The 24,911-nt window shown below is 36.2% G+C and carries 27 protein-coding genes; 8 read left to right on the top strand and 19 right to left on the bottom strand.

The window, feature by feature from the left end; genetic code table 11:
* Window positions 1-11 precede the first annotated feature (11 nt).
* From ACWNMZ_RS08860 to ACWNMZ_RS08850, 3 genes are all read right to left on the bottom strand, one after another.
* On the bottom strand, window positions 12-1,385 hold the full coding sequence (locus ACWNMZ_RS08860) for an aldehyde dehydrogenase (protein ID WP_235248310.1): 1,374 nt from the start codon (window positions 1,383-1,385) through the stop codon (window positions 12-14).
* 266 nt (window positions 1,386-1,651) lie between these two features.
* Window positions 1,652-2,425, bottom strand: coding sequence for a type I 3-dehydroquinate dehydratase (gene aroD, locus ACWNMZ_RS08855; protein ID WP_235248311.1), 774 nt, complete (start codon window positions 2,423-2,425; stop codon window positions 1,652-1,654).
* Window positions 2,426-2,461: 36 nt separating this feature from the next.
* A complete protein-coding gene (locus ACWNMZ_RS08850) occupies window positions 2,462-2,992 on the bottom strand; it encodes a shikimate kinase (RefSeq protein ID WP_031538917.1) in 531 nt (176 codons plus the stop codon).
* A gap of 381 nt (window positions 2,993-3,373) precedes the next feature.
* On the opposite strand from ACWNMZ_RS08850, the gene katA reads away from it, so the two are divergent.
* Window positions 3,374-4,828, top strand: coding sequence for a catalase KatA (katA, locus tag ACWNMZ_RS08845; RefSeq protein WP_235248313.1), 1,455 nt, complete (start codon window positions 3,374-3,376; stop codon window positions 4,826-4,828).
* A 139-nt stretch (window positions 4,829-4,967) separates the two neighbouring features.
* Here the strand turns inward: katA and ACWNMZ_RS08840 are convergent, their stop codons facing one another.
* The 4 genes from ACWNMZ_RS08840 to ACWNMZ_RS08825 all read right to left on the bottom strand — a co-directional run bounded on the left by ACWNMZ_RS08840 (window position 4,968) and on the right by ACWNMZ_RS08825 (window position 7,198).
* Window positions 4,968-6,320 carry an IS1182 family transposase gene (locus ACWNMZ_RS08840; RefSeq protein ID WP_284561423.1) on the bottom strand — a complete coding sequence of 451 codons (1,353 nt, stop codon included), beginning with the start codon at window positions 6,318-6,320 and terminating at the stop codon, window positions 4,968-4,970.
* Between the two features lie 208 nt (window positions 6,321-6,528).
* Entirely contained in the window at window positions 6,529-6,672 is a 144-nt protein-coding gene (locus ACWNMZ_RS08835) for a hypothetical protein (protein ID WP_251629480.1), read from the bottom strand.
* Between the two features lie 74 nt (window positions 6,673-6,746).
* Window positions 6,747-6,941 carry a hypothetical protein gene (locus ACWNMZ_RS08830; RefSeq protein ID WP_251629482.1) on the bottom strand — a complete coding sequence of 65 codons (195 nt, stop codon included), beginning with the start codon at window positions 6,939-6,941 and terminating at the stop codon, window positions 6,747-6,749.
* 74 nt (window positions 6,942-7,015) lie between these two features.
* Window positions 7,016-7,198, bottom strand: coding sequence for a hypothetical protein (locus ACWNMZ_RS08825; RefSeq protein ID WP_284561426.1), 183 nt, complete (start codon window positions 7,196-7,198; stop codon window positions 7,016-7,018).
* A 122-nt stretch (window positions 7,199-7,320) separates the two neighbouring features.
* On the opposite strand from ACWNMZ_RS08825, the gene ACWNMZ_RS08820 reads away from it, so the two are divergent.
* A complete protein-coding gene (locus tag ACWNMZ_RS08820) occupies window positions 7,321-8,181 on the top strand; it encodes an aldo/keto reductase (RefSeq protein ID WP_031538920.1) in 861 nt (286 codons plus the stop codon).
* Window positions 8,182-8,246: 65 nt separating this feature from the next.
* Here ACWNMZ_RS08820 and ACWNMZ_RS08815 read toward each other — a convergent pair whose 3' ends face one another.
* The 4 genes from ACWNMZ_RS08815 to ACWNMZ_RS08800 all read right to left on the bottom strand — a co-directional run bounded on the left by ACWNMZ_RS08815 (window position 8,247) and on the right by ACWNMZ_RS08800 (window position 11,658).
* Window positions 8,247-8,372, bottom strand: a complete 126-nt coding sequence (locus tag ACWNMZ_RS08815) for a hypothetical protein (RefSeq protein WP_268817797.1) — start codon at window positions 8,370-8,372, stop codon at window positions 8,247-8,249.
* 222 nt (window positions 8,373-8,594) lie between these two features.
* Complete coding sequence (locus ACWNMZ_RS08810; RefSeq protein ID WP_235248321.1) at window positions 8,595-11,027, bottom strand: heavy metal translocating P-type ATPase; 2,433 nt, start codon at window positions 11,025-11,027, stop codon at window positions 8,595-8,597.
* A gap of 84 nt (window positions 11,028-11,111) precedes the next feature.
* Window positions 11,112-11,318 (bottom strand): copper chaperone CopZ, encoded by a 207-nt coding sequence (copZ, locus tag ACWNMZ_RS08805; RefSeq protein WP_235248330.1) that lies wholly within the window; start codon window positions 11,316-11,318, stop codon window positions 11,112-11,114.
* A 13-nt stretch (window positions 11,319-11,331) separates the two neighbouring features.
* The gene (locus ACWNMZ_RS08800) at window positions 11,332-11,658 is read right to left on the bottom strand and encodes a metal-sensitive transcriptional regulator (RefSeq protein WP_031538923.1); all 327 of its coding nucleotides are present in this window, start codon (window positions 11,656-11,658) and stop codon (window positions 11,332-11,334) included.
* 148 nt (window positions 11,659-11,806) lie between these two features.
* Between ACWNMZ_RS08800 and ACWNMZ_RS08795 the strand changes: the two genes are divergently transcribed.
* The gene (locus tag ACWNMZ_RS08795) at window positions 11,807-12,454 is read left to right on the top strand and encodes a GntR family transcriptional regulator (RefSeq protein ID WP_031538924.1); all 648 of its coding nucleotides are present in this window, start codon (window positions 11,807-11,809) and stop codon (window positions 12,452-12,454) included.
* A gap of 189 nt (window positions 12,455-12,643) precedes the next feature.
* On the opposite strand, the gene ACWNMZ_RS08790 is transcribed toward ACWNMZ_RS08795, so the two are convergent.
* On the bottom strand, window positions 12,644-13,069 hold the full coding sequence (locus ACWNMZ_RS08790; RefSeq protein ID WP_235248332.1) for a MarR family winged helix-turn-helix transcriptional regulator: 426 nt from the start codon (window positions 13,067-13,069) through the stop codon (window positions 12,644-12,646).
* 123 nt (window positions 13,070-13,192) lie between these two features.
* On the opposite strand from ACWNMZ_RS08790, the gene ACWNMZ_RS08785 reads away from it, so the two are divergent.
* Entirely contained in the window at window positions 13,193-14,680 is a 1,488-nt protein-coding gene (locus ACWNMZ_RS08785; RefSeq protein ID WP_419181458.1) for an MFS transporter, read from the top strand.
* A gap of 59 nt (window positions 14,681-14,739) precedes the next feature.
* On the opposite strand, the gene ACWNMZ_RS08780 is transcribed toward ACWNMZ_RS08785, so the two are convergent.
* The 7 genes from ACWNMZ_RS08780 to ACWNMZ_RS08750 form a co-directional block, all read right to left on the bottom strand.
* Entirely contained in the window at window positions 14,740-15,510 is a 771-nt protein-coding gene (locus tag ACWNMZ_RS08780) for a MerR family transcriptional regulator (RefSeq protein ID WP_235248340.1), read from the bottom strand.
* A gap of 176 nt (window positions 15,511-15,686) precedes the next feature.
* Window positions 15,687-16,400 (bottom strand): GntR family transcriptional regulator, encoded by a 714-nt coding sequence (locus ACWNMZ_RS08775; RefSeq protein ID WP_031538929.1) that lies wholly within the window; start codon window positions 16,398-16,400, stop codon window positions 15,687-15,689.
* Window positions 16,401-16,691: 291 nt separating this feature from the next.
* Entirely contained in the window at window positions 16,692-17,408 is a 717-nt protein-coding gene (locus ACWNMZ_RS08770; protein WP_031538930.1) for a DsbA family oxidoreductase, read from the bottom strand.
* A gap of 134 nt (window positions 17,409-17,542) precedes the next feature.
* Complete coding sequence (locus tag ACWNMZ_RS08765) at window positions 17,543-18,139, bottom strand: nitroreductase family protein (protein ID WP_449598596.1); 597 nt, start codon at window positions 18,137-18,139, stop codon at window positions 17,543-17,545.
* 145 nt (window positions 18,140-18,284) lie between these two features.
* Window positions 18,285-18,818, bottom strand: a complete 534-nt coding sequence (locus ACWNMZ_RS08760) for an NADPH-dependent FMN reductase (protein ID WP_449598595.1) — start codon at window positions 18,816-18,818, stop codon at window positions 18,285-18,287.
* A gap of 148 nt (window positions 18,819-18,966) precedes the next feature.
* Window positions 18,967-20,154 (bottom strand): aminotransferase-like domain-containing protein, encoded by a 1,188-nt coding sequence (locus ACWNMZ_RS08755; protein WP_449598594.1) that lies wholly within the window; start codon window positions 20,152-20,154, stop codon window positions 18,967-18,969.
* A 222-nt stretch (window positions 20,155-20,376) separates the two neighbouring features.
* The gene (locus tag ACWNMZ_RS08750) at window positions 20,377-21,540 is read right to left on the bottom strand and encodes a GNAT family N-acetyltransferase (RefSeq protein WP_449598593.1); all 1,164 of its coding nucleotides are present in this window, start codon (window positions 21,538-21,540) and stop codon (window positions 20,377-20,379) included.
* Between the two features lie 244 nt (window positions 21,541-21,784).
* Between ACWNMZ_RS08750 and ACWNMZ_RS08745 the strand changes: the two genes are divergently transcribed.
* The 4 genes from ACWNMZ_RS08745 (at window position 21,785) to ACWNMZ_RS08730 (ending at window position 24,679) form a co-directional block, all read left to right on the top strand.
* Entirely contained in the window at window positions 21,785-21,976 is a 192-nt protein-coding gene (locus ACWNMZ_RS08745) for a hypothetical protein (RefSeq protein WP_031538935.1), read from the top strand.
* A gap of 433 nt (window positions 21,977-22,409) precedes the next feature.
* Window positions 22,410-23,186 (top strand): amino acid ABC transporter substrate-binding protein, encoded by a 777-nt coding sequence (locus ACWNMZ_RS08740; RefSeq protein ID WP_449598592.1) that lies wholly within the window; start codon window positions 22,410-22,412, stop codon window positions 23,184-23,186.
* Between the two features lie 72 nt (window positions 23,187-23,258).
* The gene (locus ACWNMZ_RS08735) at window positions 23,259-23,918 is read left to right on the top strand and encodes an amino acid ABC transporter permease (protein WP_449598591.1); all 660 of its coding nucleotides are present in this window, start codon (window positions 23,259-23,261) and stop codon (window positions 23,916-23,918) included.
* A 14-nt stretch (window positions 23,919-23,932) separates the two neighbouring features.
* Window positions 23,933-24,679 carry an amino acid ABC transporter ATP-binding protein gene (locus ACWNMZ_RS08730; RefSeq protein ID WP_449598590.1) on the top strand — a complete coding sequence of 249 codons (747 nt, stop codon included), beginning with the start codon at window positions 23,933-23,935 and terminating at the stop codon, window positions 24,677-24,679.
* The last annotated feature ends 232 nt before the right edge of the window (window positions 24,680-24,911 follow it).

Genomic DNA, 24,911 nt, shown 5'->3' with positions numbered 1-24,911 from the left:
CCTAACGCTTATTATTTGAGCACTTTACGAATCAATTTATTCTTTTTTTCGGTATACGGAGGGAAAAGAATCGGGATATCTACTCTAACACTTTTTCTAAGCACACTTCTTTGATGCGAAAAAGTAGTAAAGCTATATTCGCCATGATAAGCTCCCATTCCTGATGCCCCAACTCCTCCGAAAGGCAAGTTAGGAGGAACAATATGTGTCAGTACATCATTTATCGAAACTCCGCCAGATGATATGGCATGGATTACCTTTTCTTCTGTATCTTTGCTATTTGTAAAAAGATAAAGGGCCAGCGGTTTATCTAGCTTTTTTATCGCTTCCACTGCTTTGTCTAATTTTGAATAGGATAATATAGGTAAAATTGGACCGAAGATTTCTTCTTGCATAGAAGCGGATGCCCATGTAGCATCCAGAATAGTTGGTTCAATAAAGCTTGTTTCGATATTACTATTTCCTCCAAATAAAATCCCTTCCCGGTCCGCTTCTAGCATTTCTCGTAAGCGAAGAAAATGCCGCTCGCTCACAATTCTGCCGAAATCTTCCTTCTCTTCAATCCTTTCTCCGAAATAATTCAATAATGTATTTTTCAACTCAGCGATTAATGGATCTTTGACCGATTCATGTACCATAATATAATCTGGTGCCACACAAGTTTGACCAGCATTTAATGTCTTTCCCCATATTATGCGCTTGGCCGCAATCTTCAAATTAGCTGTTTCATCAATAATAACGGGACTTTTTCCTCCTAGCTCTAGTGTAACAGGCGTTAATTGCTTGGCTGCTGCTTCCATTACAATTTTTCCAACCTTTGTGCTACCGGTAAAGAAAATATAATCAAAGTTAGCATGTAGTAGCGCTTGATTTGTCTCCACTCCACCTTCCACAGAACAAATATAGGAAGGTTCAAAAACAGTATTAATTATATCTGTTACTACAGCTGAAACTGTTGGTACAAGCTCGGAAGGCTTTAATATCGCGCAATTCCCTGCAGCAATTGCTCCAATTAATGGTTCAATCAATAATTGAAAGGGATAATTAAAGGGACCAATAATAAGAACCGTCCCATATGGCTCAAAAAGTATCTGTCCTTTAGAAGGAAATAGACTCCATGTACTCTTTACTTTTTTAGGCTTCATCCATCTTTTAAGACATTTCATTGTGTGACGTATGCTATTAAGCACAAAACCTATTTCCGAAGTATAGGACTCAAAAGGGTGCTTTCCTAAATCTTTCTGAAGAGCTTCTATTAATCTTTGTTCATTTTCTAAAATAGCATTTCTCAATTTGTCCAGCTGCTGCAGCCGGAATGTATAAGACAATGTTTTTTGGGTTGCAAAAAATGTTTTTGTTTGTGCTAATCTTTCGTCTACATTCAATTTCAACAGCTCCGTTAATGTTTATCTTTTAAGGTTGAGTGTACCAACTTTTTCTTTCTTTAAGCAAGTTTTATAGACGATTCTCTTTCATTTGGGACAATCTTTAACTTGCTATTCCATTTAATCTATAAAAAAAGAATTTCGCCTAGAAACGAAATCCTTTTTCATAAAGGGAAAGTTCCAACAAGGAATTCCTCCCCACTGATGGATAATGGAACCTATCGTTTTCGAATGCTCCTATGCTTGTAGTTGAACCCTACTGTCCATTAAGAGTACGATAAACTTTTATGTAAAGTAGTTAAGATATTTCTTAATTCTTCAATTGGAATTTGCCCTGGTGCTGATGCTTTTTTTGCTGATGCAAACGTAATAGCTGAACCAAATATTTCTCCTGCCATTCTACTTACAGCCCCTTTTCCTCCCATTGACATTGTTACAATTGGTAGGTCTGCAGCAATTTCCTTCATCGTTGCCGTTGCATCTAATAATGTTAAAACATCTTTAACAGTTTGAGGCATGACTGCAATTTTTGGAATATCAGCACCCAATTGTTGTGCTTTCTGTAATCGAGAAATAATTTCCTCTTTCAATGGTGTTTTTTCAAAATCATGGTTAGATAGTATAACAGCGATTTGATGGGAATGCGCCAGCTTGATAACTTCCTTCATTGCATCTTCTTCCGTAAATAATTCGATATCTAGTAAATCAATCAGCCCTGTTTCTACCATATTTTTATTTAAATGAAAATATGCTTCCTTCTCTATCGACCTTTCTCCACCCTCTTTAGCTGTGCGAAAAGTAAATAGTAAAGGAATATTTCCTATCGTATTTCTTATTAGATGCAGAGCCTCTGTCACACTGCCTATCTCATCTACTTCTGAAAAATAATCACTTCGCCATTCTATTATATCGATTGGAAGCTCCTTAAGTAAGGCGGCCTCTTCCCTTAGCTCTTGGACTGTTCTACCAATCAGGGAAACACATATTTTCGGTAATCCCTCACCAATGAAAACATCTCTTACTTTAACGCTTTTACTCACCTTTTTCCCTCCAATAACCAATTTCTCTATTATTATTTAAGCAAGATCCAAGGAATCAATTACGGATTCTACTATTTCCTCTAGCTCTTTCCCATCCATTTTCACCTTCAAATGATGGTTTACATAGATTGCCTTTCTCTCATTAAATAAATTCTTTATCTCTTCCTCTGATTTCCCTTGTAATACTGGCCTGCTATCGATAATAAATGGAATTCTTTGCTTCCACGCTTTAAAGGACATGTCTAAATATAACACGATACCATTTTCAAGACAGCTTTTCCGAATGTCTTCTTGTAAAAAAGCTCCTCCCCCAAGGGATATAACTTTTTGTGTCTGTTTGGATAAAGCAATAATCATCTCCTTCTCCTTTTTTCGGAAGAACGCCTCTCCATGATATTGAAAAATTTCGGTAACTGTCATGTTATATTCTCTTTCTAATTGATGATCAACATCTATAAAGTCTCGTTTGAGTTTATTTGCTAAAGCCTTTCCAATCGTTGTTTTTCCTACACCCATAAACCCAATTAGTATAATACTTTTCTGTTTTCCTGATTCCTTTTGCAACATGAAGTAAAGCCCCCTATAATCTATTCCGACGAAAATCTTTCTTTCATTATAAGGGAAATACCGTCTTTATCCTAGCAGATTATAAGGAATAAATCGGATACACCATTCATAAAATTTATGGATATAACTATTTTCTATTCATATATATAAGCTTCTTGCATATTTCCTAATTCTCATTCATGTATTTCTTTTCTCTATTAGCCTTTTCTATAAAATCTATTCATTGTCAAGTATTACTTGTTTCTTAGCATATAAAACCCTATCATATTATTCCCTCCGAAAACTTATTTATAATAATTATAAAATTATATTGATTTTTTATTTATAGATGATATTATAATATACATATGCTAAAGAACTAAATTATGAGGTGATTTTTATATGTCAAATAATCGATTAACTACTAGCTGGGGAGCACCAGTTGGGGACAACCAAAATTCCATAACTGCTGGACATCGTGGACCGACTTTAATACAAGATGTCCATTTACTTGAAAAATTAGCTCATTTTAATAGAGAACGTGTGCCTGAGCGTGTGGTTCATGCTAAAGGGGCTGGAGCTCATGGATATTTCGAAGTGACAAATGACTTAACAAAATACACAAAAGCTAACTTCCTATCTGAAGTAGGTAAAAGAACACCAATGTTCATTCGTTTTTCAACAGTTGCTGGGGAATTAGGTTCTGCTGATACTGTTCGTGATCCACGTGGATTTGCAGTGAAATTTTATACAGAAGACGGAAATTACGACATCGTTGGTAACAATACGCCTGTATTCTTTATTCGCGATGCAATTAAATTCCCTGATTTCATTCACACACAAAAAAGAGATCCAAAAACACACTTAAAAAATCCAACAGCTGTATGGGATTTCTGGTCGCATTCACCTGAATCTTTACACCAAGTATCCATTCTTATGTCAGATCGCGGTATTCCTGCAACCCTTCGTCATATGCATGGTTTCGGGAGCCATACCTTTAAATGGGTGAACGAAGAAGGAGAAGGCGTGTGGGTAAAATATCATTTCAAAACAGAACAAGGGGTTAAAAACCTTGATGTGAATTTAGCAGCTAAACTTGCTGGGGAAAATCCTGATTATCATACAGAGGATTTATTTAATGCGATTGAAAAAGGAGACTTTCCTGCTTGGACACTTTATGTTCAAATCATGCCATTAGAAGATGCAGATACGTATCGTTTTGATCCATTCGATGTAACAAAAGTATGGTCACAAAAAGATTATCCTTTAATCGAGGTTGGACATATGGTGCTTAATCGTAATCCAGAGAACTACTTTGCGGAAGTAGAGCAAGCTACTTTCTCTCCTGGAACATTAGTACCTGGTGTAGAAGTTTCACCAGACAAAATGCTACAAGGTCGTTTATTTGCTTATAGTGATGCACATCGTTACCGTGTTGGCGCAAACCATAATGCACTACCAATTAACCGCCCTCGCAATGAAGTAAATAACTATCAACGCGATGGTCAAATGCGCTTTGATGGCAATGGTGGGGGTTCAGTTTATTACGAACCAAATAGCTTTAGCGGTCCAAAAGAAACTCCTGAAAACAAAACAACTCCATTCGCAGTATCTGGAGTAGCAGAAAGTGTTGCATATGACCATAACGATCATTACACACAAGCTGGAGACCTATACCGCTTAATGTCTACAGAAGAACGCGAAAGATTAGTTGCAAACATTGTTGGCGCAATGAAACCTGTAGAATTAGAAGAAATCAAACTTCGTCAAATTGGTCACTTCTACAAAGCAGATCCTGAATACGGCACAAAAGTTGCTGAAGGATTAGGCTTGAGTGTACCAGAGACAGTAAAATAATAACGTTTTGTTGAAAAGCCCTCTATCATAGAGGGTCAGATTGTAGAGAAAGTATAATTTTCTCTACAATTTTTTTATTTAAGTAGACATAATCACATCTTTTATTTTTCCATTTCATTGAAAAAAGACTCTCATGCATCTATCCAATCTTGGATAGATGCATGGCAATCTTCTTTATATTTTGACAGGCAGCTGTCATTAATACTTGTTCGGCTGCCTTTTGTTTTCCACGTAACCGGCAGTAGCGAAGCCCATGCAGTTCTTTTGAATCTGCGAAGCTTCGCTCTACTTTTTCTTTTCTAAATTTATAAAGGGCCTTCCCTGATTTAGAAAGACGATTTAACCGAATTTTTTCCTTGTTTTCTTCCCAAACATGACGAGTGACTACTTTTGTATGATTTTTAGAACGAGTACATTGGGAAAGCAATGGGCAATCTTTACATCGTTTGGGATTTGATTTATATTCTCGATATCCTTCGCGAGTTGTTGTACGATAAGGCAGTATTTCTCCGTTTGGACAAGTGTAACAATCGGCTTCTTTATCGTAAGTGAATTTCCATTTGGGAAAGAGTCCTTTTACTGGACTATATCTTCTATGTGCGATTACTCCAAAAATATTTCGTTCTTCTATCCCTTTACAAATAGGGTTTGTTAAATAACCAGAATCTAAAGCAACAGCTTCCACTTGAAATTGGAAACGATCGATTTGACGATCAAGTCGGTCTAAATAAGGAACAGAATCATGGACATTACCTGGGGTAACAAAGGCATCGGTAATGATGTTAAACTTCATATCCGTCGTACGGTGATCTAAATAACAGAACATCTCCTGCTTATTATCTCGGGACATAAAGCCACAATCAGGATCCGTTGTACTAACCCGAATTTCCTTTGTTTCCTCCACTGCCTCCTTTTTCTTTAGAGGCTTTTTTCCGTGGGCAGTCCGATCCTCCTCAATCGCTTTATCTAACTCTTCCACGTATTCGCGTGTTTCCACTTTCACCGTTTCTCTGGTGAATTTATGTTTATTGGCATTCGCTTTCAAATGAGTAGAATCAGTAAATAAAACTCTCCCTCCAACCATTTTATGATTCATCGCTAAAAGAACAATTTCATCGAAAATGTCCTGAAAGACAGTGGTATCTTTAAATCGATTACACCGATTCCAACTAATCGTAGAATGATGAGGAACAGGATCTGTAATTTTTAAACCAAGGAACCAACGATAAGCAAGATTCACTTGAATTTCCCGCTCTAATTGTCTTTCGGAACGGATGCCATATAAATAACCGATAAACATCATTTTAAATAAAATCAAGGGATCTAAAGATGGACGACCATTGTCTTCGGAGTAATAAGGACGGACTTTATCGAGGATAAAAGAAAAATCAATGTGTTTATCAATTTTTCGTAAGAGATGATTAGCTGGAACAAGCTCATCTAAAAGAACAAATTCTACTTCGTTTTGAGTATGAGAACGGGTATGTAACATCGAAATCACCAACCTATATTTGATAATTATATTATATCAAATTACCGCGGTGAATAGATGAAGTAAATATAAAAAATGAAAGGCTGTCGGGACTTTCTCGACAGCCTGGCCCTCTATCATAGAGGGTTTTTCTTTATTTAATTGAATGGTTTAATCACTTAAGTACCAATACCTTGTTTAATTAGTTGATTCCCCTTTTTGATAGGCTTTAAACTAGTTTTGGCGATTTTGGGCGGATGGTTGCTATATTTAGAGGGGGGATTTTTGCGACTTTGGTGTTCTTATTTGCGATTTTGGCTCTCTTACTTGCGACTTTGGCTCTTTTACTTGCGACTTCGACTTTTATTTGCAACTTTCACCCTCTTACTTGCGACTTCCACACTCTTTCTTGCGACTTCCACCCTTTTACTTGCAACTTTGGCTCTTTTACTTGCGACTTCGACTTTTACTTGCAACTTTCATACTCTTTCTTGCAACTTCCACCCTTTTACTTGCGACTTCCACACTTTTACTTGCAACTTTCATACTCTTACTTGCGACTTCCACACTCCTTCTTGCGACTTTCTCTCTCTTACTTGCGACTTTGGCTCTTTTACTTGCGACTTCGACTTTTACTTGCAACTTTCATACTCTTACTTGCGACTTTCACCCTCTTACTTGCGACTTTCTCTCTCTTACTTGCGACTTTGGCTCTTTTACTTGCGACTTCGACTTTTACTTGCAACTTTCATACTCTTACTTGCGACTTTCACACTCTTACTTGCGACTTTCACACTCTTACTTGCGACTTTCTCTCTCTTACTTGCGACTTTGGCACTTTTACTTGCAACTTCCACCCTCTTACTTGCAATACCCATCCTCTTTCTTGCAACTTCCATCCTCTTACTTGCAACTCTCCTATTCTAAACCTCACTCCCCCAACCCATCTCAATTATTTGAAAAATCAACCAGAAACCGATACGCTTAGGATAGAAAAAATCTATTCTAACGGGGTGAAATAATGGAGTTAACAATTAATTCGACAAAAAAACTAAGTAATGGAGTAGAAATACCTTATTTGGGCTTTGGTGTTTTTTTAGTCAACGATCCAACAGAATGTGAGCAAAGTGTCCTTTCTGCAATAAAAAATGGATATCAGTCCATTGATACAGCTACAAGGTATGAAAATGAAGAATTTGTAGGCAATGCTATTAAATTCGCTGGTGTGCCTCGTGAGGAATTATTTATTACAACAAAGGTTTGGGTAACCGACTTCGGTTATGAAGAAACAAAAAAAGCTTTTCACGAATCCTTAAAAAAATTACAGCTTGATTATTTAGATCTTTATCTTATTCATTGGGCAGCGCCTGGCTTTGAAGAAACATGGAGAGCATTAGAGGATCTTTATGAAGAAGGATTAGTCCGTGCTATCGGCGTGTGTAATTTCCAAATTCATCATTTTGAGAAATTAGCCGAAACAGCAAGAATAACGCCAATGTTAAACCAAGTAGAAACACATCCCCTTTTCCAACAGGTTGAATTACGAAATTATATGGCACAGCATAATATCGCACATGAAGCATGGGCTCCCCTCGGTCAAGGAAAAAATGGATTATTCGATTTGCCAGCTTTAGTGGCCATTGCCAAAAAGCATAATAAAACAGTTGCACAAATTATTTTACGCTGGCATTTAGAACGAGATACCATTATTATTCCTAAATCCGTACATGAGCATCGTATTATGGAAAACGCTGATTTATTCGACTTTACACTTGATGCAGACGATATAAAAACAATTGCTTCCTTAGATACAAACCAACGAAGCTTCGGAAATCCTGATGATATCGAACGTTTTAAAGCAATGCAGGAAGCTGCAAAATAATTTAATAATCAACTCAAAAAGGCATACCAATTCATCTATATTGGTATGCCTTTTTATTCTAAAATTTACTGCTTCTTATTAGTAGAAGCCCATTGATTATCTGTAGCTGTCTTATTCTGTTTTTTGCTTGTAACTTCTGTATTTGCCGTTGCCCATTGGTTATTTACTTCTGATTTTTTCTGTTTCGCCATTATTCGTTACCTCCTGCTAGTAGTTATCGACGTACAATTCTAGTATGAGATAAAGTTGCAAAGATTATGAACCCAACCGAAAATCTTTTCATAAAGTGAACCTTTAAAAAGGCAAAGCTTTATCCTTCAAATGATGTATTCGCACATCTACAAAACAATGATTTCCGAGCTATGTCCCTCGATTCCTCATTTACGGGAGATGTGAGTCTAACTAACCAGCATTTAAAGCTTCAATCGCTGTAAACGAAGCGCATTTAATACGACAGATACAGAGCTAAATGCCATCGCTGCACCAGCTAGCCAAGGTGCTAGTAAACCAATTGCTGCAATCGGTATACCAAGTGTATTATAACCGAATGCCCAGAATAAATTTTGCTTAATGTTGGCAATCGTCTTTCTGCTTATTAAAATACTGTCGGCAATTGCTTGTAGATCCCCACGAATAAGCGTAATATCGGCTGCCTCCATTGCAATATCTGTTCCTGTTCCAATAGCCATGCCTATATCTGCTAAGGCTAAGGCTGGAGCATCATTTATGCCATCCCCCACCATGGCCACTTTTTTCCCTTTCTGCTGCAGCTTTTTAACAGCGTCAGCCTTTCCATCTGGTAATACCTCTGCAATGATATGGTCAATGCCTGCTTGTCTCCCTATCGCTTCTGCTGTTTGCTGATTGTCCCCAGTGATCATAACGACATCCAAGTTCATCTGTTTCAATCGCTTAATTGCCGCCTTTGACGTGTCTTTAATCGTATCTGCGACTGCAAGAAGCCCTGCATATTTACCATTAATGCTTATAAGCATTGCTGTTTTCCCTTGGGATTCGAGCTCCTTCATTTTAGGTAGAATTTTCCCGACATTGATGCGATATCGATCCATTAAACGCCGTGTTCCGACTAATATTTCATTTCCATCAACATGTGCACGAATTCCATAGCCTGGAACTGCTTCAAATTGGGCTGTATCCTGAAGGACAATCCCCCTATCTGTTATGCCTTTGACAATCGCCTCAGCAAGCGGATGCTCTGATTTGCTTTCTGCTGCTCCAACTAGGGAAAGTAACGTTTCTTCCTCCCAATCTGTTATGACATCCGTTAATACAGGTTTTCCATTTGTGACTGTTCCCGTTTTGTCTAATAAAATGGTGTCAATTTTATGCGTCATTTCAAGATGTTCTCCACCTTTAAATAATATCCCATATTCGGCTGCTCTACCTGATCCGGCCATAATAGAAGTCGGAGTAGCTAGCCCAAGTGCACATGGACATGCGATAACCAGTACGGCGATTAACTTCTCTAGACTTTCTGCAAAATCTCCAGGTGTAATAATGAAATACCAGAAAAGGAATGTTACAATTGCAAGCGTCACTACAATAGGAACAAAAATGCCTGAAATATAATCTGCTAATCGTTGAATTGGTGCCTTTGATCCTTGGGCTTCTTCCACTACTTTAATAATTTGCGCAAGGGCTGTCTCTTTCCCAACCTTTGTCGCTTTCATTTTTAAGAATCCATTTTTATTAATGGTAGCACCAATTACGGTGTCTCCCCCTTGTTTATCAACTGGAATACTTTCACCTGTAAGCATAGATTCATCAATTGCTGACTGTCCTTCAATAATTTCGCCATCAACGGGAATTTTTTCTCCCGGTTTTACAAGAAGTATATCTTCTGCTAAAACTTCCTCAAGAGGAATTTCCGTTTGCTCCCCATCTCGAATGACGACAGCAGTCTTTGCCTGAAGCCCCATCAGTTTTTTTATCGCTTCGGAAGATCTTCCCTTTGCCTTCGTTTCAAATAATTTGCCCAGAATAATTAAAGTAATTAGAATGGCACTTGTTTCGAAATATAATCCAACAGGATGACCGAAATGCCCTAATGTCTCAAAAGATAGATAGACACTATAAAAATAAGCAGCTGAGGTTCCTAATGCAACAAGGACATCCATATTAGCGCTCTTATTTTTTAATGCTTTATATGCTCCTATATAAAACTGTTTTCCTACAAAAAATTGAATGGGAGTTGCCAGCGCCATTTGTACCCAAGGATTCATTAATATATCTGGTACGTAGAGAAAGGAAGTAAAGGTAAAGTGACCAACCATTGTCCATAATAAAGGAAGTGATAAAACGATCGAAAAAAGAAATTTCCGTTTTTGTCTTTGGTATTCTGCTTCCTTTTTATTTATGGTCGCTTGCTTTGATTCCTTTTTTGTTGCTCCATAGCCAAGCTTATTAATTTTTCCAATTATCTCATCTGCTGCAATACTTGCCGGATTGTACTCAATTGTTGCATTCTCCAATGCCAGATTCACGGTTGAAGTGTTAACACCAGCCATCTTATTTAAGCCTTTTTCAATTCTTGTTGCACAGGCAGCACAAGTCATTCCTGAAATATCTAGTTCCAGTTTTTCAGTTATTATTCCATAGCCCAATCCTTCTACTTTTTCTTTAATTTCATTTGTTGATAGTTCCTCTTCTCTATACGTAACCGTTGCCTTTTCAAGCGCCAAATTGACTGTAGCTTGTTCAACACCTTGCATTTTGTTAAGACCTTTTTCAATACGATTTGCACAAGCTGCACAGGTCATTCCCGTAATCTCAAATGTCTGTTCATTTATTTTACCTTTACTTTTCACTACACTTTGTTCAGCCATATCGCAAAAACTCCTTATACCTATATAGGGTATATTTGATTGAAAATAAAAATGTGCAGACGATCGCACATTTTTTAAATTGAATTACTTTACATCATAGCCTTGCTCGTCAATTGCTTCTTTAATTTTTTCAAGAGCAACTTCATTAGCATTAAATGCTACATCAACTAATCCTTCTTTAAGATTAACTTTAACAGCTGAAACGCCTGCAAGCTCTCCTACACTTCCTTCTACCGCTTTTACACAATGATTACAAGACATTCCTTCCACTTTTAACGTTACATTTTCCATCTGAAAACACTCCTTATTTTTTCATTAATTTTTGAATGGTTGTTAAAACCTCGTCAACTACTTCCATGTCTCCTTCTTGAATACGCTCTACGACACAGTTTTTCAAGTGGCCTTCTAATAAAATCTTTGCAACACTATTTAAAGCAGATTGTGTTGCAGAAATTTGCGTAATAACATCGTCACAATACGTATCTTTTTCTATTAGACCTTTTATCCCTCTAATTTGACCTTCAATACGATTTAATCTGGTCACTAAATTCTGTTTTACTTTATCTGAATGATGACTTCTTCTGTCACTCGTAAGATGGCAACTTTCTAATTCATGCTCATTATTGTCCAATAAAAATCCCCCTTAACGATATATCGCATATTTATATTATACCCCTGTATGGTATAAAAGTAAACTAAATAGATTTGACGATTTTGTGAATGATTTTATGAACCTACTCTTTTCCACTAATATAACCGAAATATGATATATTATTGCTATGAAAAACATTACGCAAATTCCACGTCAATCATTAAGAGCACAAGTATACGACCGATTAAGATCAGCAATTATCCATCTTGAACTAAAGCCTGGTGAGAGAATTAACGATAAAGCATTGGCTGAACAATTTGGTGTTAGCAGAACCCCAGTACGAGAAGCTCTCAAAAAATTGGAGGATGAAGGATTAATTGTAACTTCTCCAGGTTCCGAAACAGTTGTAAGCCTAGTTGAAGTAGAACAAGCGATGCACGCCTTTACCGTTGTAGCCTCGCTCCATGGATTGGCTGCTAGATTAGCTCTCACCACTTTAACTCTTACACATGCCGACCAAATGACAGCAATAAATAATGAATTTGCTGAAGCTTTAAAAGTGGAGGATAAGTATAGAGCAATCCAAATGGATGATCAATTCCATGCAGTAATTATTGAGGCATCACATAATCCCGAAATAATGCTAGCTTTAGATCGCCTTCTTCCAAAAATTCGTCGACTTGAATTACAAAAGTTCAATACTTTCGATGGGAAAAAATCAATTAAACAGCATCAAGAAATTATTTCCTGTATATCAAATGATAGCAAGGAGCAGCTCCCAGCATTGATTGAAAATAATTGGCTAAGCCTGGCTGAATATTTAACTGAAAAATAGTTGCTATTTATCTTTCATTTTTTTTCATAATTGGTGGGGATATTGGATATTCCACCGCTCATAATGCAGAATAAAATGAACTAACCATTAGTGGGGTTTTCCTTTATCCTTCACTGATGGTTAGTTGAACCAATCGAACCTTCACGGACGTCTATCTTCTTTCCATTCTCCCAAACCTAAAGTTGATTCTTACTGAAGTTTAAGAGTGGGATAAATCTTTTTCAATAATTGAAGCAATTGACGTTCTTCTTCAGCAGTCAAATTGCTAGTAATTTCTTCATTTAGCCGTTCTAACACTTCTTGTATCTGTGGAAAAATATTTCGTGCTTTAGTTGTTGGATATAAATTATTTGAACGCCGATCTTTGTTATCTGTTTGTCTATCAACATACCCGACGTTTTCAAGATGCTTGATTGCTCTAGCGGTTGTTGCTTTATCAAACTTTAACTGAGAGGAAAGTTCATCTTGGTTAATCCCCGGCTTGGCAATAATCATTTTTAAAAAGGCGTGTTGCCCACCATTTCCTAACTCAAATGGCTTCAATTCCCTCGAAAGAAATTTCTGATTCTGCCTATGGATCATCGAAACAATCCTTCCTATTGGCATTTCATTCATATTTTATCCCCCTCGGATAGTTTCATATAAGAAAGTGAAGACTAATTTTACTGATTGTAGCATACAAAATTTTAGTTGCGTGCGCAACTAAATTATTTTAAAATGAAGCAATAATAGTTACATATGCAACTAAATAAACGAGGTGATTATTTGCAACCTTCCGTAAAAGAAGTTAACCAAGAAGTTCATCAACGTCGCTGGCTCATTTTTACTGTTTTAAATATATTCACATTTATGGCAACCCTTGATGCGAGTATTGTTAATATTGCACTGCCGACAATTTCTAAACAGCTAGGTCTAGCATTCGCCAGTTCTCAATGGATTGTTATTAGTTATTTACTCACAATCTGTACCGTTATCCTTTTCTTTGGAAAATTAGGGGATATGTTTGGAAAAATTAACGTCTTTAAGTGGGGCTCGATACTATTTATCATTGGTTCATTCCTTTGTGGATTAAGTACTTCTCTATCCTTATTAGTCATTTCACGGATTATCCAAGCATTTGGCGCAGCAATGACAATGGCAAATAGCCAAGGTATTGTAACGGAAATTTTTCCTGTAAAAGAGAGAGGAAAAGCATTAGGTTTAATTGGAACGTTTGTCTCTTTAGGAAGTATTACAGGACCAAGCTTAGGTGGGATTATTATTTCAAGCTTAGGCTGGGAATATATCTTTTGGATAAACATCCCAATTGGTTTTATTGCCATTGCTTTAGCGTGGAAGATATTGCCTAAGGATGTCACCATAACAAAGACAAAGATAGATGTAGCAGGAAGCTTATTATTTAGCTTTGCCATTATTCTTTCTATCGGTGGCTTATTACTTGGGCAACAATATGGCTATTCAAACTGGTATATCATTACTTCCATTATTATAGGAATCTTTACATTTATCAGTTTTATCATCGTTGAATATCGAAAAGAAAGCCCAATGCTAGAGCTTTCTATCTTTAAGAATCCACTTTTTTCTATCAGCATCTTTTGTGCATTTATTGTATTTATCGCAAATTTTTGTTTTAATATCCTGTCTCCTTTTTACACACAGGATATTCTTGGAATGTCAGCATTGCATTCAGGTTATATCCTTATGCTCTTTCCAATTACCATGGCAATTGTCGCGCCTTTAAGTGGTGCATTATCCGATAGAATAAGTGGTCAGGCTATTACCTTTGCAGGACTTTTAGTAATGATTGTTGCCCAAATCGGTTTAACTTTCCTTCATGAAGGAAGTACGCTCACAAGTCTTGCACTATGGATTATTATGCTTGGCGCCAGCACTGGTCTTTTCCAGTCTCCTAATAATTCACTAATTATGTCGACAGTAGAGCGGAAACAGCTAGGAATCGCAGGTAGCATTAATTCACTTGTTCGTAATTTAGGAATGGTCGTCGGAATTTCTGTTGCAACAAGCATATTATTCTCTGTTATGAGCATGAAAGCAGGCTACCGCGTAACTGCCCTTATCCCTGGGAGACCTGATATTTTTCTTAGTGGGATGCATGTCGTATTTCTTGTTTCAAGCAGTCTTTGTTTTGTTGGTTTGCTTCTTACAGGATGGAGATATATGACTTCTCGTAAAGTAGTGGCAAAAAAAGTTAGAAATGCTTCTTGATTTAGTGATTACTTATAAAAACTCCTTGATGGAAGACAATCAAGGAGTTTTTTCTTTAGTTAACTTTTAGAAGCCATCCCGGTATAAATCAAAATAGCATCCCGCAAAAAAGCTGTAGCTCCTACTTGCACTTTGTCATAATAGGAGGTAAATCTTTCATCAGCAACATACATTTCTGCAAGTCCCGCATGTGCCTCCTTCGTGTATTCTGGCCATGTGAAGGAAAGCCATTGCTTGTGCAACCCTGCTGTTTTTTGCCCAGCCTCTCCAGCAGGATTGCCTTCTTTTAAGGCTTCTTGTAAGGTAGAAAATAATGTCTTCTCCACTTCAACCATGCTTCGATAATCATTTTCTGACATATTCATTAATTTAGCATTAGATTGGTCTATCATCTCTTCCCCATACTTTTCTCTTATTTCTTTGCCATACTTCGCCTCGTTATCTTCTATCATTTTCTTTTTAAAGCCCACAAATTTTTCTTGATTAGACATCGTCCTACTCCCTTCTATTGTTTCCATCGTTTTTTCTACATTTGCAATTAACAGATGTAGCTGTTCTTTTTTAGCCAGGAGTTTTTCGTGATGTTCCTTTAATGCTTGTTTGACATCAAAAGTAGGAGAAGCCATCATATTCTTTATAGTCTCTAATGGAACATCTAGCTCACGGTAAAACAGAATTTGCTGTAATTTATCTACCTCATTTTGTCCATAGATACGATATCCTGATGAATTGATTCTCGCCGGCTTGAGAATGCCTATTTCATCATAATATCGCAATGTTCTTGTACTTACTCCTGCTAACTTACCTAATGCATGTACGGTGTATTCCATCTGTTCCCCTCCTGACTCTTTCATCGTAAACGTTGACGCAACGTAAATGTAAATAGTTTTTCTTTATATTTTTTAATTTTCAATAATCTACACTAAGAAAAAAGCAGCTATCGAAAGAACTTCACCTTCCTGATAGCTGCTCTATTTTTCATTTCTTTGAATAGAAATCCTTTCACCTAACGTTTTAAATTTACGGTTGTTACCTCAAATTTATCATAGCGGTGACGGGAAAATGAATATTCAAATGGAATGCCATTATTTAAATAGCCAACATGTTCTACTTCAAGGATAGGGTCATCTAATTCACATGCAAGATGTTCATGATCTAGCTCTGTGGATTTACATGCTCTAATTTTCCGATGCGATCCAGCAATCGTTAGTCCTAATGTTTTCGTAATATGCTCATAAATGGATCCATATAAAACCTCGTCATTTAAACCTGATATAATGGTTGTTGGCATATAAGTAATTTCTAAGACATATGGTTCGTCTTTCACTGATCTCAATCTAATGATATGATACACTGGTGTTTTTATATCAATTGCCAAATGTGCCGCAACTTCTTCTGAGGGAAAATGAACTTCAAATGTAATGATTTTACTCGCTATTTTCTCTCCATCTAATAGCTTGGATAATCCAGTGATTTCATTTGACAAAACATTTACTCTACTGGCATGTAGAGCAGATTGAACGATAAAGGTACCATGTCCTCTTTTACGATAAAGAAGTCCTTCCATCACAAGTTTATCCAATGCCCTTTTCATTGTCATTCTGCTGCAGGAAAACTCTTTAGATAATGTAATCTCATCAGGTATAGGATGATCCAATGGATAAAAGTTTTCTTTAATTCGACGTTTAACTTCAATTGCTATCGCTTCATACTTATTCATAAACGAGCCACCTTAATTAGAAAAAATAATTCTATACATTTTATTTGCAATATCTTTTAATCTTATAACGAATAGATAATGATATTTTAATTATAAGCATTTGATCTTAAAAGTCTATACTTTAAAAACTTACGCTTGGTATATCTATTTATAGTATAGTACATTTTTTTATAAAGCGCATACTTTTTTAAAAACGCTTTCAATTAAATTCATTCCGAATGATTGAAAAGAAAAAGAGATAGCCATTGTTTTGACTATCTCTTTTCCTTATTCACTTAAATACTCTATCCATTATTTCTTAGGAACTTCGCATCCTTCGTCTGTACAAACAGCACCTGCTCCGGTAATGTCTTGAAATTTAGGGGCTGGATGGTCTTCCTGCCATACTTGTTCTAGGACACGCTTAAAAGTTTCAGTTGGTTGGGCTCCAGAAACTGAATATTTTTGATTGATGACAAAGAATGGAACACCTGTCACACCAATTTGTCCAGCTAGTGCTTCATCAATTCTGACATCATTTGCAAAGCTAGTGGCATCTGCTAATACTTTTTGTTGCTCTGCTTCTTCTAGGCCGACTGATTTACCGATTTCCACTAATATCTGATGATCACTTATTAGTTTTCCTTCTGTAAAGTAAGCATGCAATAATTTCTCTGTTAACTCTTTTTCTTTTCCAACCGTTTTCGCATATTTTGTTAAACGATGGGCGTCAAATGTGTTCGTTGGTTTCATGTTATCAAAATCATAGCTTAAACCTGTGCTTTCAGCTTGATTGCCAACATTTTCATTCGCATTCTTTGCTTCCTCGATACTCATTCTATATTTACCAGCAAGTGCCTCATGGATACTTTTCCCAGAATAAACTTCTGCATTCGGATCTAGTTCAAAGCTCTTAAATTCAACCTCAACTTGGTCTTTGAAAGGAAATTGCTCTAACGCAATCTCTAAACGACGTTTGCCAATATAGCAAAAAGGGCAAACAAAGTCTGACCATACTTCAATTTTCATTTTTCCACCTTCTTTATAATGATGCTATCATCCTAACACAATAGCACGGATTTTACTTCGATTTTGCTTAAGGCAGCGTCCAATTAAGGCAAATAGAAAAACTCCTATTATAGGAGCTTCTCTTAAAAACAGCCTTATTTAAAAAGCTTTACGCGATCCTCTAGAGGCTTAAATTCTTTTTCTCCTGGTTCTGCTGTTGGTTTACCAAATGGCATTTGTGCAACAAGCTTCCATGTAGAAGGAATTTTCCATTCTCCTTGTACCGCCTCATCAATAAGGGGATTATAATGCTGCAAAGAAGCTCCATATCCTACTTCTTCCAAAGCAGTCCAAATGACCAATTGATGCATGGCGTTCGTTTGATTTGCCCAAACTGGAAAATTCTCTGCATATAACGCAAACTGCTTTTGTAATCCTTCTACTACTTCTTGATCTTCAAAAAATAAAATCGTTCCATATCCTGCTTTAAAGGAAGTTAATTTTTCTTTCGTGGAAGAAAAATTCTCCGCTGGAACAATCTTTTGTAACTCCCTTGCAGTGAAATCCCAAAGTTTATCATGTTGTTCGTTTAATAAAACCACTACTCTTGTACTTTGGGAATTGAAAGAAGAGGGTGTATGCAACACAGCTTCATTCACAATTTCTTGGATTTTTTCATCAGATGCTACTTGTTCTTTACTAATGCCATAATAAGAACGACGGTTTTTAATTGCTTCTAAAAATGCAGTCATTTTTCTCCTCCAGTCGAAAATTTTTTCTTATTTATATTACCCATTTGTCTTCTTATTAAAATATTTTTTCTAAAATTCTTCGACCTGATTTCCCTTATAAGAAATAAAGAGTAAGGCTTCAAAAGCCCTACTCTATGTATACAAATTATTCACGAATTGTTTTTAATGCTGTGCTCCAAGCTACTACTTGATCAAGCATTGCATTCATGTTCTCTAAATGAAGAGAAGATGGTTTAAATGTTGTGAAGTTCTCAAAATCAGTAAATAAAGAAAGCGTTGGATGAACTCGAACGTCAGCAATTTGCAATTCGCCTAAAATTCCTCGTAAATGCTCTGCTGCACGAGCTCCACCTGTTGAACCATAGCTTACAATTCCAGCTGCTTTATTGTTCCAAGCTTCTCTTGCAGAATCTAAAGCATTTTTTAAAGCACCAGTTATACTGTGATTATATTCTGCTGCAACAAATACGAAGCCATCAAGACTAGCTAGCTTTTCATTCCAAGCTGCAACATTTTCTTGACCTTCTGCTGCACCTAAAAATGGTAAATTAAAATCTGCAATATCAACGATTTCGTATTCAGCATCTCCACGCTTGTCAGCAATTTCTTTTACCCATGCTCCAACTTGTGGACTCACTCTTCCTTGACGTGTACTCCCTAAGATAATTCCAATTTTCATCCTTTTAACCTCCGTATTTTTTAAAAATTTGTATTACTTTTTTATCCTAATACTGAGATTATTTAATTGCAAATAATAAAACTTACTTATCATTAAAAAGTTATTAAAAGTAACCAACTTACGTTTTTCGTAATTTAAAAGAAGCTTCCTAACACATTTCCTTCACTATTTCCCCTAAACTTGTAATGCCTTTAATGATATTCTCTTCTGACATATACGAATAATTAATTCGGCAATGGTTTTTCTCTTGCATGTTAGGGAAAAAGCTTTCACCTGGAACGTAAGCTACTTTTGCGATTGGCAAACTACGTTCCTGCATAAGAATTTTTGTATCAATATGTTGTGGAAAAGTGAGCCATGTAAACAAACCGCCTTGCGGATATGTATAGGTAACACTTTTCGGAAAAGCTTCCTGTAGCGTTTGAAACATCAGTTCTTTCTTATGTTTATACGTTTCTCTGATATGTACGATATGCTCATCCAAATCATACATATCCATAAATCGATTCACTGCATACATATTTAAAGTAGAATTTTGCGTATCGGAAGCCATTTTTAACAAGCTTAGTTTCTCAGCTAATACACGATCTGCAATTAACCAGCCAAGGCGTAATCCTGGACTAAGAATTTTCGAAAAGCTTCCTATATGAATAACTCTTCCCTCTGTGTCAAAACTTTTAATAGATGGCAAATCTTCTCCTTCGTATCGTATTTCACGATATGGACTATCCTCAATAATGACGACATTATATTTATTTGCTAAGTCTACTAAAGCCTTTCTTCTCTCTAAGCTCATCGTCACTCCTGTCGGATTTTGAAATTCAGGAACCGTATAGATAAGCTTCACATTAGGATGCTTTTGTAATACAGCCTCAAGTTCGTCCATTCGCATACCATTTTCATCCATTGATACACCTATGTATTCTGGTTCATATGGATTAAATGCAGCAAGCGCACCTAAAAAAGTTGGATTCTCCGTTATAATAATATCTCCATAATCAATAAAAGCTTTGGCTGCAAGATCTAATCCTTGCTGTCCGCCATGAATAATAAAAAGATTATCAACATCACAGCTTATGCCAATTTTCTTCACTCGATTCACAAGCTTTTCCCTTAATGCCATTAATCCTTCTGTTCCTGTATATTGCAGCGCCATTTTTCCCTCTTCTAGTAGTACCTGATCGTATACTTTTCTTAATTTTTCAATTGGAAAAATCTCTGGATCTGGATATCCACCTCCAAATGAAATAATAGAAGGATCCGCCCCCAATTTTAGTAGTTCTCTAATAGCTGATGGTTTTACTCGTTCTATTCGATTCGCAAATTTGTAATTCATTACGCTTTTTCCTCCTTATGTCCTTCTACCAATTAGGTACGAAATTTTCAGTATATTCATTATAGATTATCATATAGCACTTGGATATAAAGTACTTATTAATTTGAGATGGATATTCGTTTGGTTCATACCAAGTTACGGAGGCAACTGATATTGGGCGATTCAGTACATAATAGAAAACAATTTCTTTCACCCTAGAGATGCCTTTTCTATTCAACCGATTTAAATGGTAGATGGAATTTTCCTTTTTATCAGCTTTTCCATATTAACTGTTTTCACTAATTTTCCATTAGGATTGTTTGCCTCTTCTTCTTTTGTTATGACAAATCCCAATTTTTCGTATAAACGTATATTCTTTGGTACATTTGCTCTAACTTTACACTCCATTTTCTGTTTTCCGTTTAATAATGCATATTCTTCCATCCATGTTATCATCGCTTGCGCAATTCCTTTCCCTCTTGCTGATGGAGTAACAGAAAGTCTCGAAAAATAAAGAGAATCCCTTTTTAGCTGTAAACGAGAGGAACCAAGGGGAATATCATTTAATCGATAAAGAATTGCTTGCTCTGTTCCACTTTTCAGTGCATCTATTAATTTGTCTATTGGTTCATTCAGTGCACTTGAGGGCACCTCCATATATCGATAATCATCAAACGCCTCTAGCATTAGCCTATGGACAAGAGGAGCCTCATCCTCTGTCACAAGATTAATTTGCTGTTTTCTCTCATTCTTTCTCCCTATTAAAATATCAGTTAATTGATCGATACTCTCCACAATAAAGGTTGCATTTGCCTTGTGTAGCTCTTCATATGAGCCATAGCCATATGTAACTCCTATCGAATCAATAGCTACATTATTTGCTCCAATGATATCATGCTCCCGATCCCCTATCATCACAAAATCATTCAGCTGATAAGACGGAAATAAATCTACTATATATTGAATAATTTCTGTTTTTGAAGTTCTAGTCCCATCGAGATTACTGCCAATGATTTGCGTAAAATATTGCTCGATTTGAAAATATTTCAAAATCGTCTCCGCAAAAATTGTTGGTTTGGAGGTGGCAACAATTAAAATCCTGTCCTCTTTTTGTAATAAGTCGAGTAACATCGATATACTTGGATATAATTGATTTTCAAACATTCCGCTTTGCGTAAATCGCTTTCTATATAGTGCTATGGCCTGATTCGTTATTTCATCGTTGTAACCATAGTATTTTGGAAAAGATTCTAGTAGTGGTGGACCAATAAACTTTTCTAATTTATCTAAATCAGGTTCTTCTTTCCCAAGCTTTTGCAATGCATATTGAACAGATTTCGTGATTCCTTCTTTAGGATCTGAAATTGTTCCATCTAGATCAAATAATATTATTTTATACTTACTCATGTCCCCGCCCCTTTTTTAACAAATAATTCTTAATCTTCAGTTATATAACCTTTTGCCTATTATAACGAATTGCCCATTTTGCCACAACAAACATTTATGGAACAAATCAAAAAATAATTATTAACCACGAAGTAATTCCCCCTAAACCACTTGGAATAGTAAAATTATTAAGTTATAATGAAATTATCACTACTTATTTGATATCTTCGAAGAAATAAAGTTGATTAAATTAGGGGGTAGTACAATGGTTTATTACGATAAAACAAAATCCATTAAAAATATTCTCATTCAAAAGATTGTTTGTAATAGCGGCTTATCATCTGAAATGTTGGAGCATTTATCCATAGCAGAGTTAAATGAGAAACTTAATAAAGACTTCCCTTATACCCACCCTCATAATGGATCCGGTTCTCTAAAGTGGAAAAATATTCGCTAGCCCTTTGTCGGACCCTTTTCTCAACATTCCCCTTATAATCATATCACCAACTAACTAGAGAATAAGGGATCTCTGGTTAGTTTTTTTCCTTCTAAACTTTTCGTCTATGTAATCTCCCGCTCCCCACTCTTCATCAGAAGTCAACTATCTGCCGCACCAATCAACTCAAGTTTCGTACTTCCATCCCATTAATTCATGCATCATTCACTAACATGAAAGGGACTTTCTTTGGATTATTCACCCATAAATCCTTTACTCTACTAATATACTAAAATATTTATTGACAATTACTTTTTTAATATGGTAAATTTTATTCATCGGTTTATCACTCTAATATATTATCGAACTAAAGGACTTTTGGTGATAGTCTGATTTTTAATAGATTTATCTTAAAATATACAAACTTTAATTCATAAAGGTGGCTTTATACAACATGAAACGTTTAGCAATTAATTTACTTATTTTAGCGTCTGTATTCTTCATTTTTACAGCTTGTTCAAATAATTCCTCTGATAAAAAGGAAGATACTTTAGTAATTGGAATTGATGATAAATTTGCTCCAATGGGATTTAGAGATGAAGATAATGAAATCGTTGGTTTCGATATAGATTATGCGAAAGCAGCTGCTGAAAAAATGGATATGTCAGTAGAATTCCAACCAATTGATTGGAAAACAAAAGAATCCGAATTAAGTAGCGGTCGAATTGACCTAATTTGGAATGGATATACTATAACGGATGAACGGAAAGAAAAAGTACTTTTCACAAAGCCTTATTTAAAAAATGCACAAGTAGTCGTAACATTAACTGATTCAAACATAACAAAATTAGATGATTTAGAAGGAAAAGTTGTTGGGCTACAATCTCTTTCTTCTGCATCTGATGCATTAAATAGTAATCCGATTAAATCAAAAATTAAAGAAGTTACCGAGTTTTCCGATAACGTATTAGCATTAAGTGATTTAAAATCTGGTCGTTTGGATGCAGTCGTTATTGACGAAATTGTTATTGATTATTATATGACAAAAGAGCAAGATACCTTTAAAGTGCTTGATGAGTCCCTTGCTCCAGAAGAATATGGAATTGGTGTGAAAAAAGGCAATGAAGCTTTATTAGAAAAACTTCAAAAAGCACTTGATGAGATGAATGAAGATGGAACAGCCGCTAAAGTTTCGGAAAAATGGTTTGGAGAAAATAAAGTATTGAAGTAAACTCGCAAATGAATCGTAAACAAAACAGGATTTCTTTACGAAACCCTGTTTTGTTTTGTTGGAGGAATAGAAATGTCGTTTGATTATATTATGTCGATACTAAAACCAATGTTAGAAGGAGCACAAGCAACCGTTCTTTTATTTATTATTGCTATTGTGGTATCCATTCCACTAGGTTTTCTTTTAACTCTTGCTATAAGGTCTAGTATCAAACCAATTGCTTGGCTGGCAAGTTGTTATGTTTATATTATGCGTGGTACTCCACTATTGCTCCAATTATTGTTTATCTGTTTTGGTTTGCCGATGATTCCAGGAATCGGAGAATATTTGGTGTTAGATCGTTTTGTCGCTGCCGCTCTAGGTTTTATTTTGAATTATGCCGCTTATTTTGCCGAAATATTCCGTGGAGGTCTACTTGCTATCGATAAAGGCCAATATGAAGCCTCTCAAGTTCTTGGCTTAAACAAATGGCAAACAACAACACGTGTTGTGTTACCACAAATGTTTCGCATAGCTCTTCCTGCTGTTGCGAACGAATCGGTTACATTAGTGAAGGATACAGCACTACTCTATGCTGTTGCTGTCCCAGAATTACTGCACTTTGCACAAACGGCTGTAAACCGTGATTTTACGATTGTACCATTTTTCATCGCGGGAATAATTTATTTAATCATGACACTCTTATTAACAGCACTATTTAAATGGCTGGAGCGTAGATTTAAATTTGAATAAGAAGGACGGATTTTATGGCAATCATCGAAATAGAGAATATCAAAAAATCATACGACAAGGTCGATGTATTAAAGCAGATTACCTTTGATGTCAATAACAATGATGTCGTTGCTGTTATTGGTCCATCTGGTTCTGGAAAAAGTACGATGCTCCGTTGTCTTGTCGATTTAGAAAAAATAGATGGAGGAAATATTCGTGTTTGTGGGGAAGATTTAGTTAAAGACGGACTCTATTCCCCACCCCAAAAAATTAAACAGATTACATCAAAGATGGGAATGGTTTTTCAGCATTTCAATCTATTTCCCCACCTTACAGTAAAAGAAAATATTGAACTTGCACCGAAATTAGTTAAGAAAGAAACTGCCGCTGTCATTCATGAAAGAAGCATGAAAATACTGGAGAAAATCGGCCTTACCAGTTTTTCCAATACATACCCAGCCAAACTATCTGGCGGCCAAAAGCAGCGTGTTGCCATCGCCCGTGCTTTAATGATGGAACCAGAAATATTGTTGTTTGATGAACCAACATCTGCTTTAGACCCCGAACTGACTGGTGAAGTTTTAGAAGTAATGAAAGACTTAGCAGAAGAAAAAATGACAATGATAGTCGTTACCCATGAAATGGGCTTCGCCAAGGAAGTAGCCAACAACGTTATCTTTATGGACAATGGAGTAATCGAAGAGTCAGGACCACCAAATAAGATTTTTACAAACCCCCAATCCGTGCGTACACAGGCTTTTTTGAGTCGGAATTTGAAGTAAGTGTAAAGTAGGAGGTTGGGACAAAACTAAATAACTAATCTTTAAAGACGAACAATCTTTAATTTAGCTCTTAAATAAAGCTACTTTATCTATGTTTCTAAATATAGTTAAGTGTAAAAACTAAGTCGTTTCATTGCGCTACAGACGCTCGATGCGTCGGGGAGGAAGCCTAAGTCTCCTCGCTGCGCTGCGGGGTCTAAAGCGTCTCTATTTCCCGCAGGAGTCGAGCGTC

The sequence above is a fragment of the Niallia sp. Marseille-Q9988 genome (assembly GCF_976954375.1).
This window is presented reverse-complemented; position numbering and strand designations above follow the sequence as displayed.

Bases quoted from the DNA above. Each gene is read 5' to 3' on its own strand.
- katA (WP_235248313.1), top strand. From the start codon at position 3,374: ATGTCAAATAATCGATTAACTACTAGCTGGGGAGCACCAGTTGGGGAC.
- ACWNMZ_RS08840 (WP_284561423.1), bottom strand. From the start codon at position 6,320: ATGTTACATACCCGTTCTCATACTCAAAACGAAGTAGAATTTGTTCTT.
- copZ (WP_235248330.1), bottom strand. From the start codon at position 11,318: ATGGAAAATGTAACGTTAAAAGTGGAAGGAATGTCTTGTAATCATTGT.
- ACWNMZ_RS08755 (WP_449598594.1), bottom strand. From the start codon at position 20,154: ATGAATTACAAATTTGCGAATCGAATAGAACGAGTAAAACCATCAGCT.
- ACWNMZ_RS08740 (WP_449598592.1), top strand. From the start codon at position 22,410: ATGAAACGTTTAGCAATTAATTTACTTATTTTAGCGTCTGTATTCTTC.
- ACWNMZ_RS08780 (WP_235248340.1), bottom strand. From the start codon at position 15,510: ATGGAATACACCGTACATGCATTAGGTAAGTTAGCAGGAGTAAGTACA.
- ACWNMZ_RS08825 (WP_284561426.1), bottom strand. From the start codon at position 7,198: ATGGAAGTTGCAAGAAAGAGGATGGGTATTGCAAGTAAGAGGGTGGAA.
- ACWNMZ_RS08735 (WP_449598591.1), top strand. From the start codon at position 23,259: ATGTCGTTTGATTATATTATGTCGATACTAAAACCAATGTTAGAAGGA.
- ACWNMZ_RS08765 (WP_449598596.1), bottom strand. From the start codon at position 18,139: ATGACTGCATTTTTAGAAGCAATTAAAAACCGTCGTTCTTATTATGGC.
- ACWNMZ_RS08815 (WP_268817797.1), bottom strand. From the start codon at position 8,372: ATGGCGAAACAGAAAAAATCAGAAGTAAATAACCAATGGGCAACGGCA.
- ACWNMZ_RS08730 (WP_449598590.1), top strand. From the start codon at position 23,933: ATGGCAATCATCGAAATAGAGAATATCAAAAAATCATACGACAAGGTC.
- ACWNMZ_RS08785 (WP_419181458.1), top strand. From the start codon at position 13,193: ATGCAACTAAATAAACGAGGTGATTATTTGCAACCTTCCGTAAAAGAA.
- ACWNMZ_RS08810 (WP_235248321.1), bottom strand. From the start codon at position 11,027: ATGGCTGAACAAAGTGTAGTGAAAAGTAAAGGTAAAATAAATGAACAG.
- ACWNMZ_RS08750 (WP_449598593.1), bottom strand. From the start codon at position 21,540: ATGAGTAAGTATAAAATAATATTATTTGATCTAGATGGAACAATTTCA.
- ACWNMZ_RS08795 (WP_031538924.1), top strand. From the start codon at position 11,807: ATGAAAAACATTACGCAAATTCCACGTCAATCATTAAGAGCACAAGTA.
- ACWNMZ_RS08790 (WP_235248332.1), bottom strand. From the start codon at position 13,069: ATGAATGAAATGCCAATAGGAAGGATTGTTTCGATGATCCATAGGCAG.
- ACWNMZ_RS08820 (WP_031538920.1), top strand. From the start codon at position 7,321: ATGGAGTTAACAATTAATTCGACAAAAAAACTAAGTAATGGAGTAGAA.
- ACWNMZ_RS08745 (WP_031538935.1), top strand. From the start codon at position 21,785: ATGGTTTATTACGATAAAACAAAATCCATTAAAAATATTCTCATTCAA.
- ACWNMZ_RS08850 (WP_031538917.1), bottom strand. From the start codon at position 2,992: ATGTTGCAAAAGGAATCAGGAAAACAGAAAAGTATTATACTAATTGGG.
- ACWNMZ_RS08770 (WP_031538930.1), bottom strand. From the start codon at position 17,408: ATGAAAATTGAAGTATGGTCAGACTTTGTTTGCCCTTTTTGCTATATT.
- ACWNMZ_RS08760 (WP_449598595.1), bottom strand. From the start codon at position 18,818: ATGAAAATTGGAATTATCTTAGGGAGTACACGTCAAGGAAGAGTGAGT.
- ACWNMZ_RS08775 (WP_031538929.1), bottom strand. From the start codon at position 16,400: ATGAATAAGTATGAAGCGATAGCAATTGAAGTTAAACGTCGAATTAAA.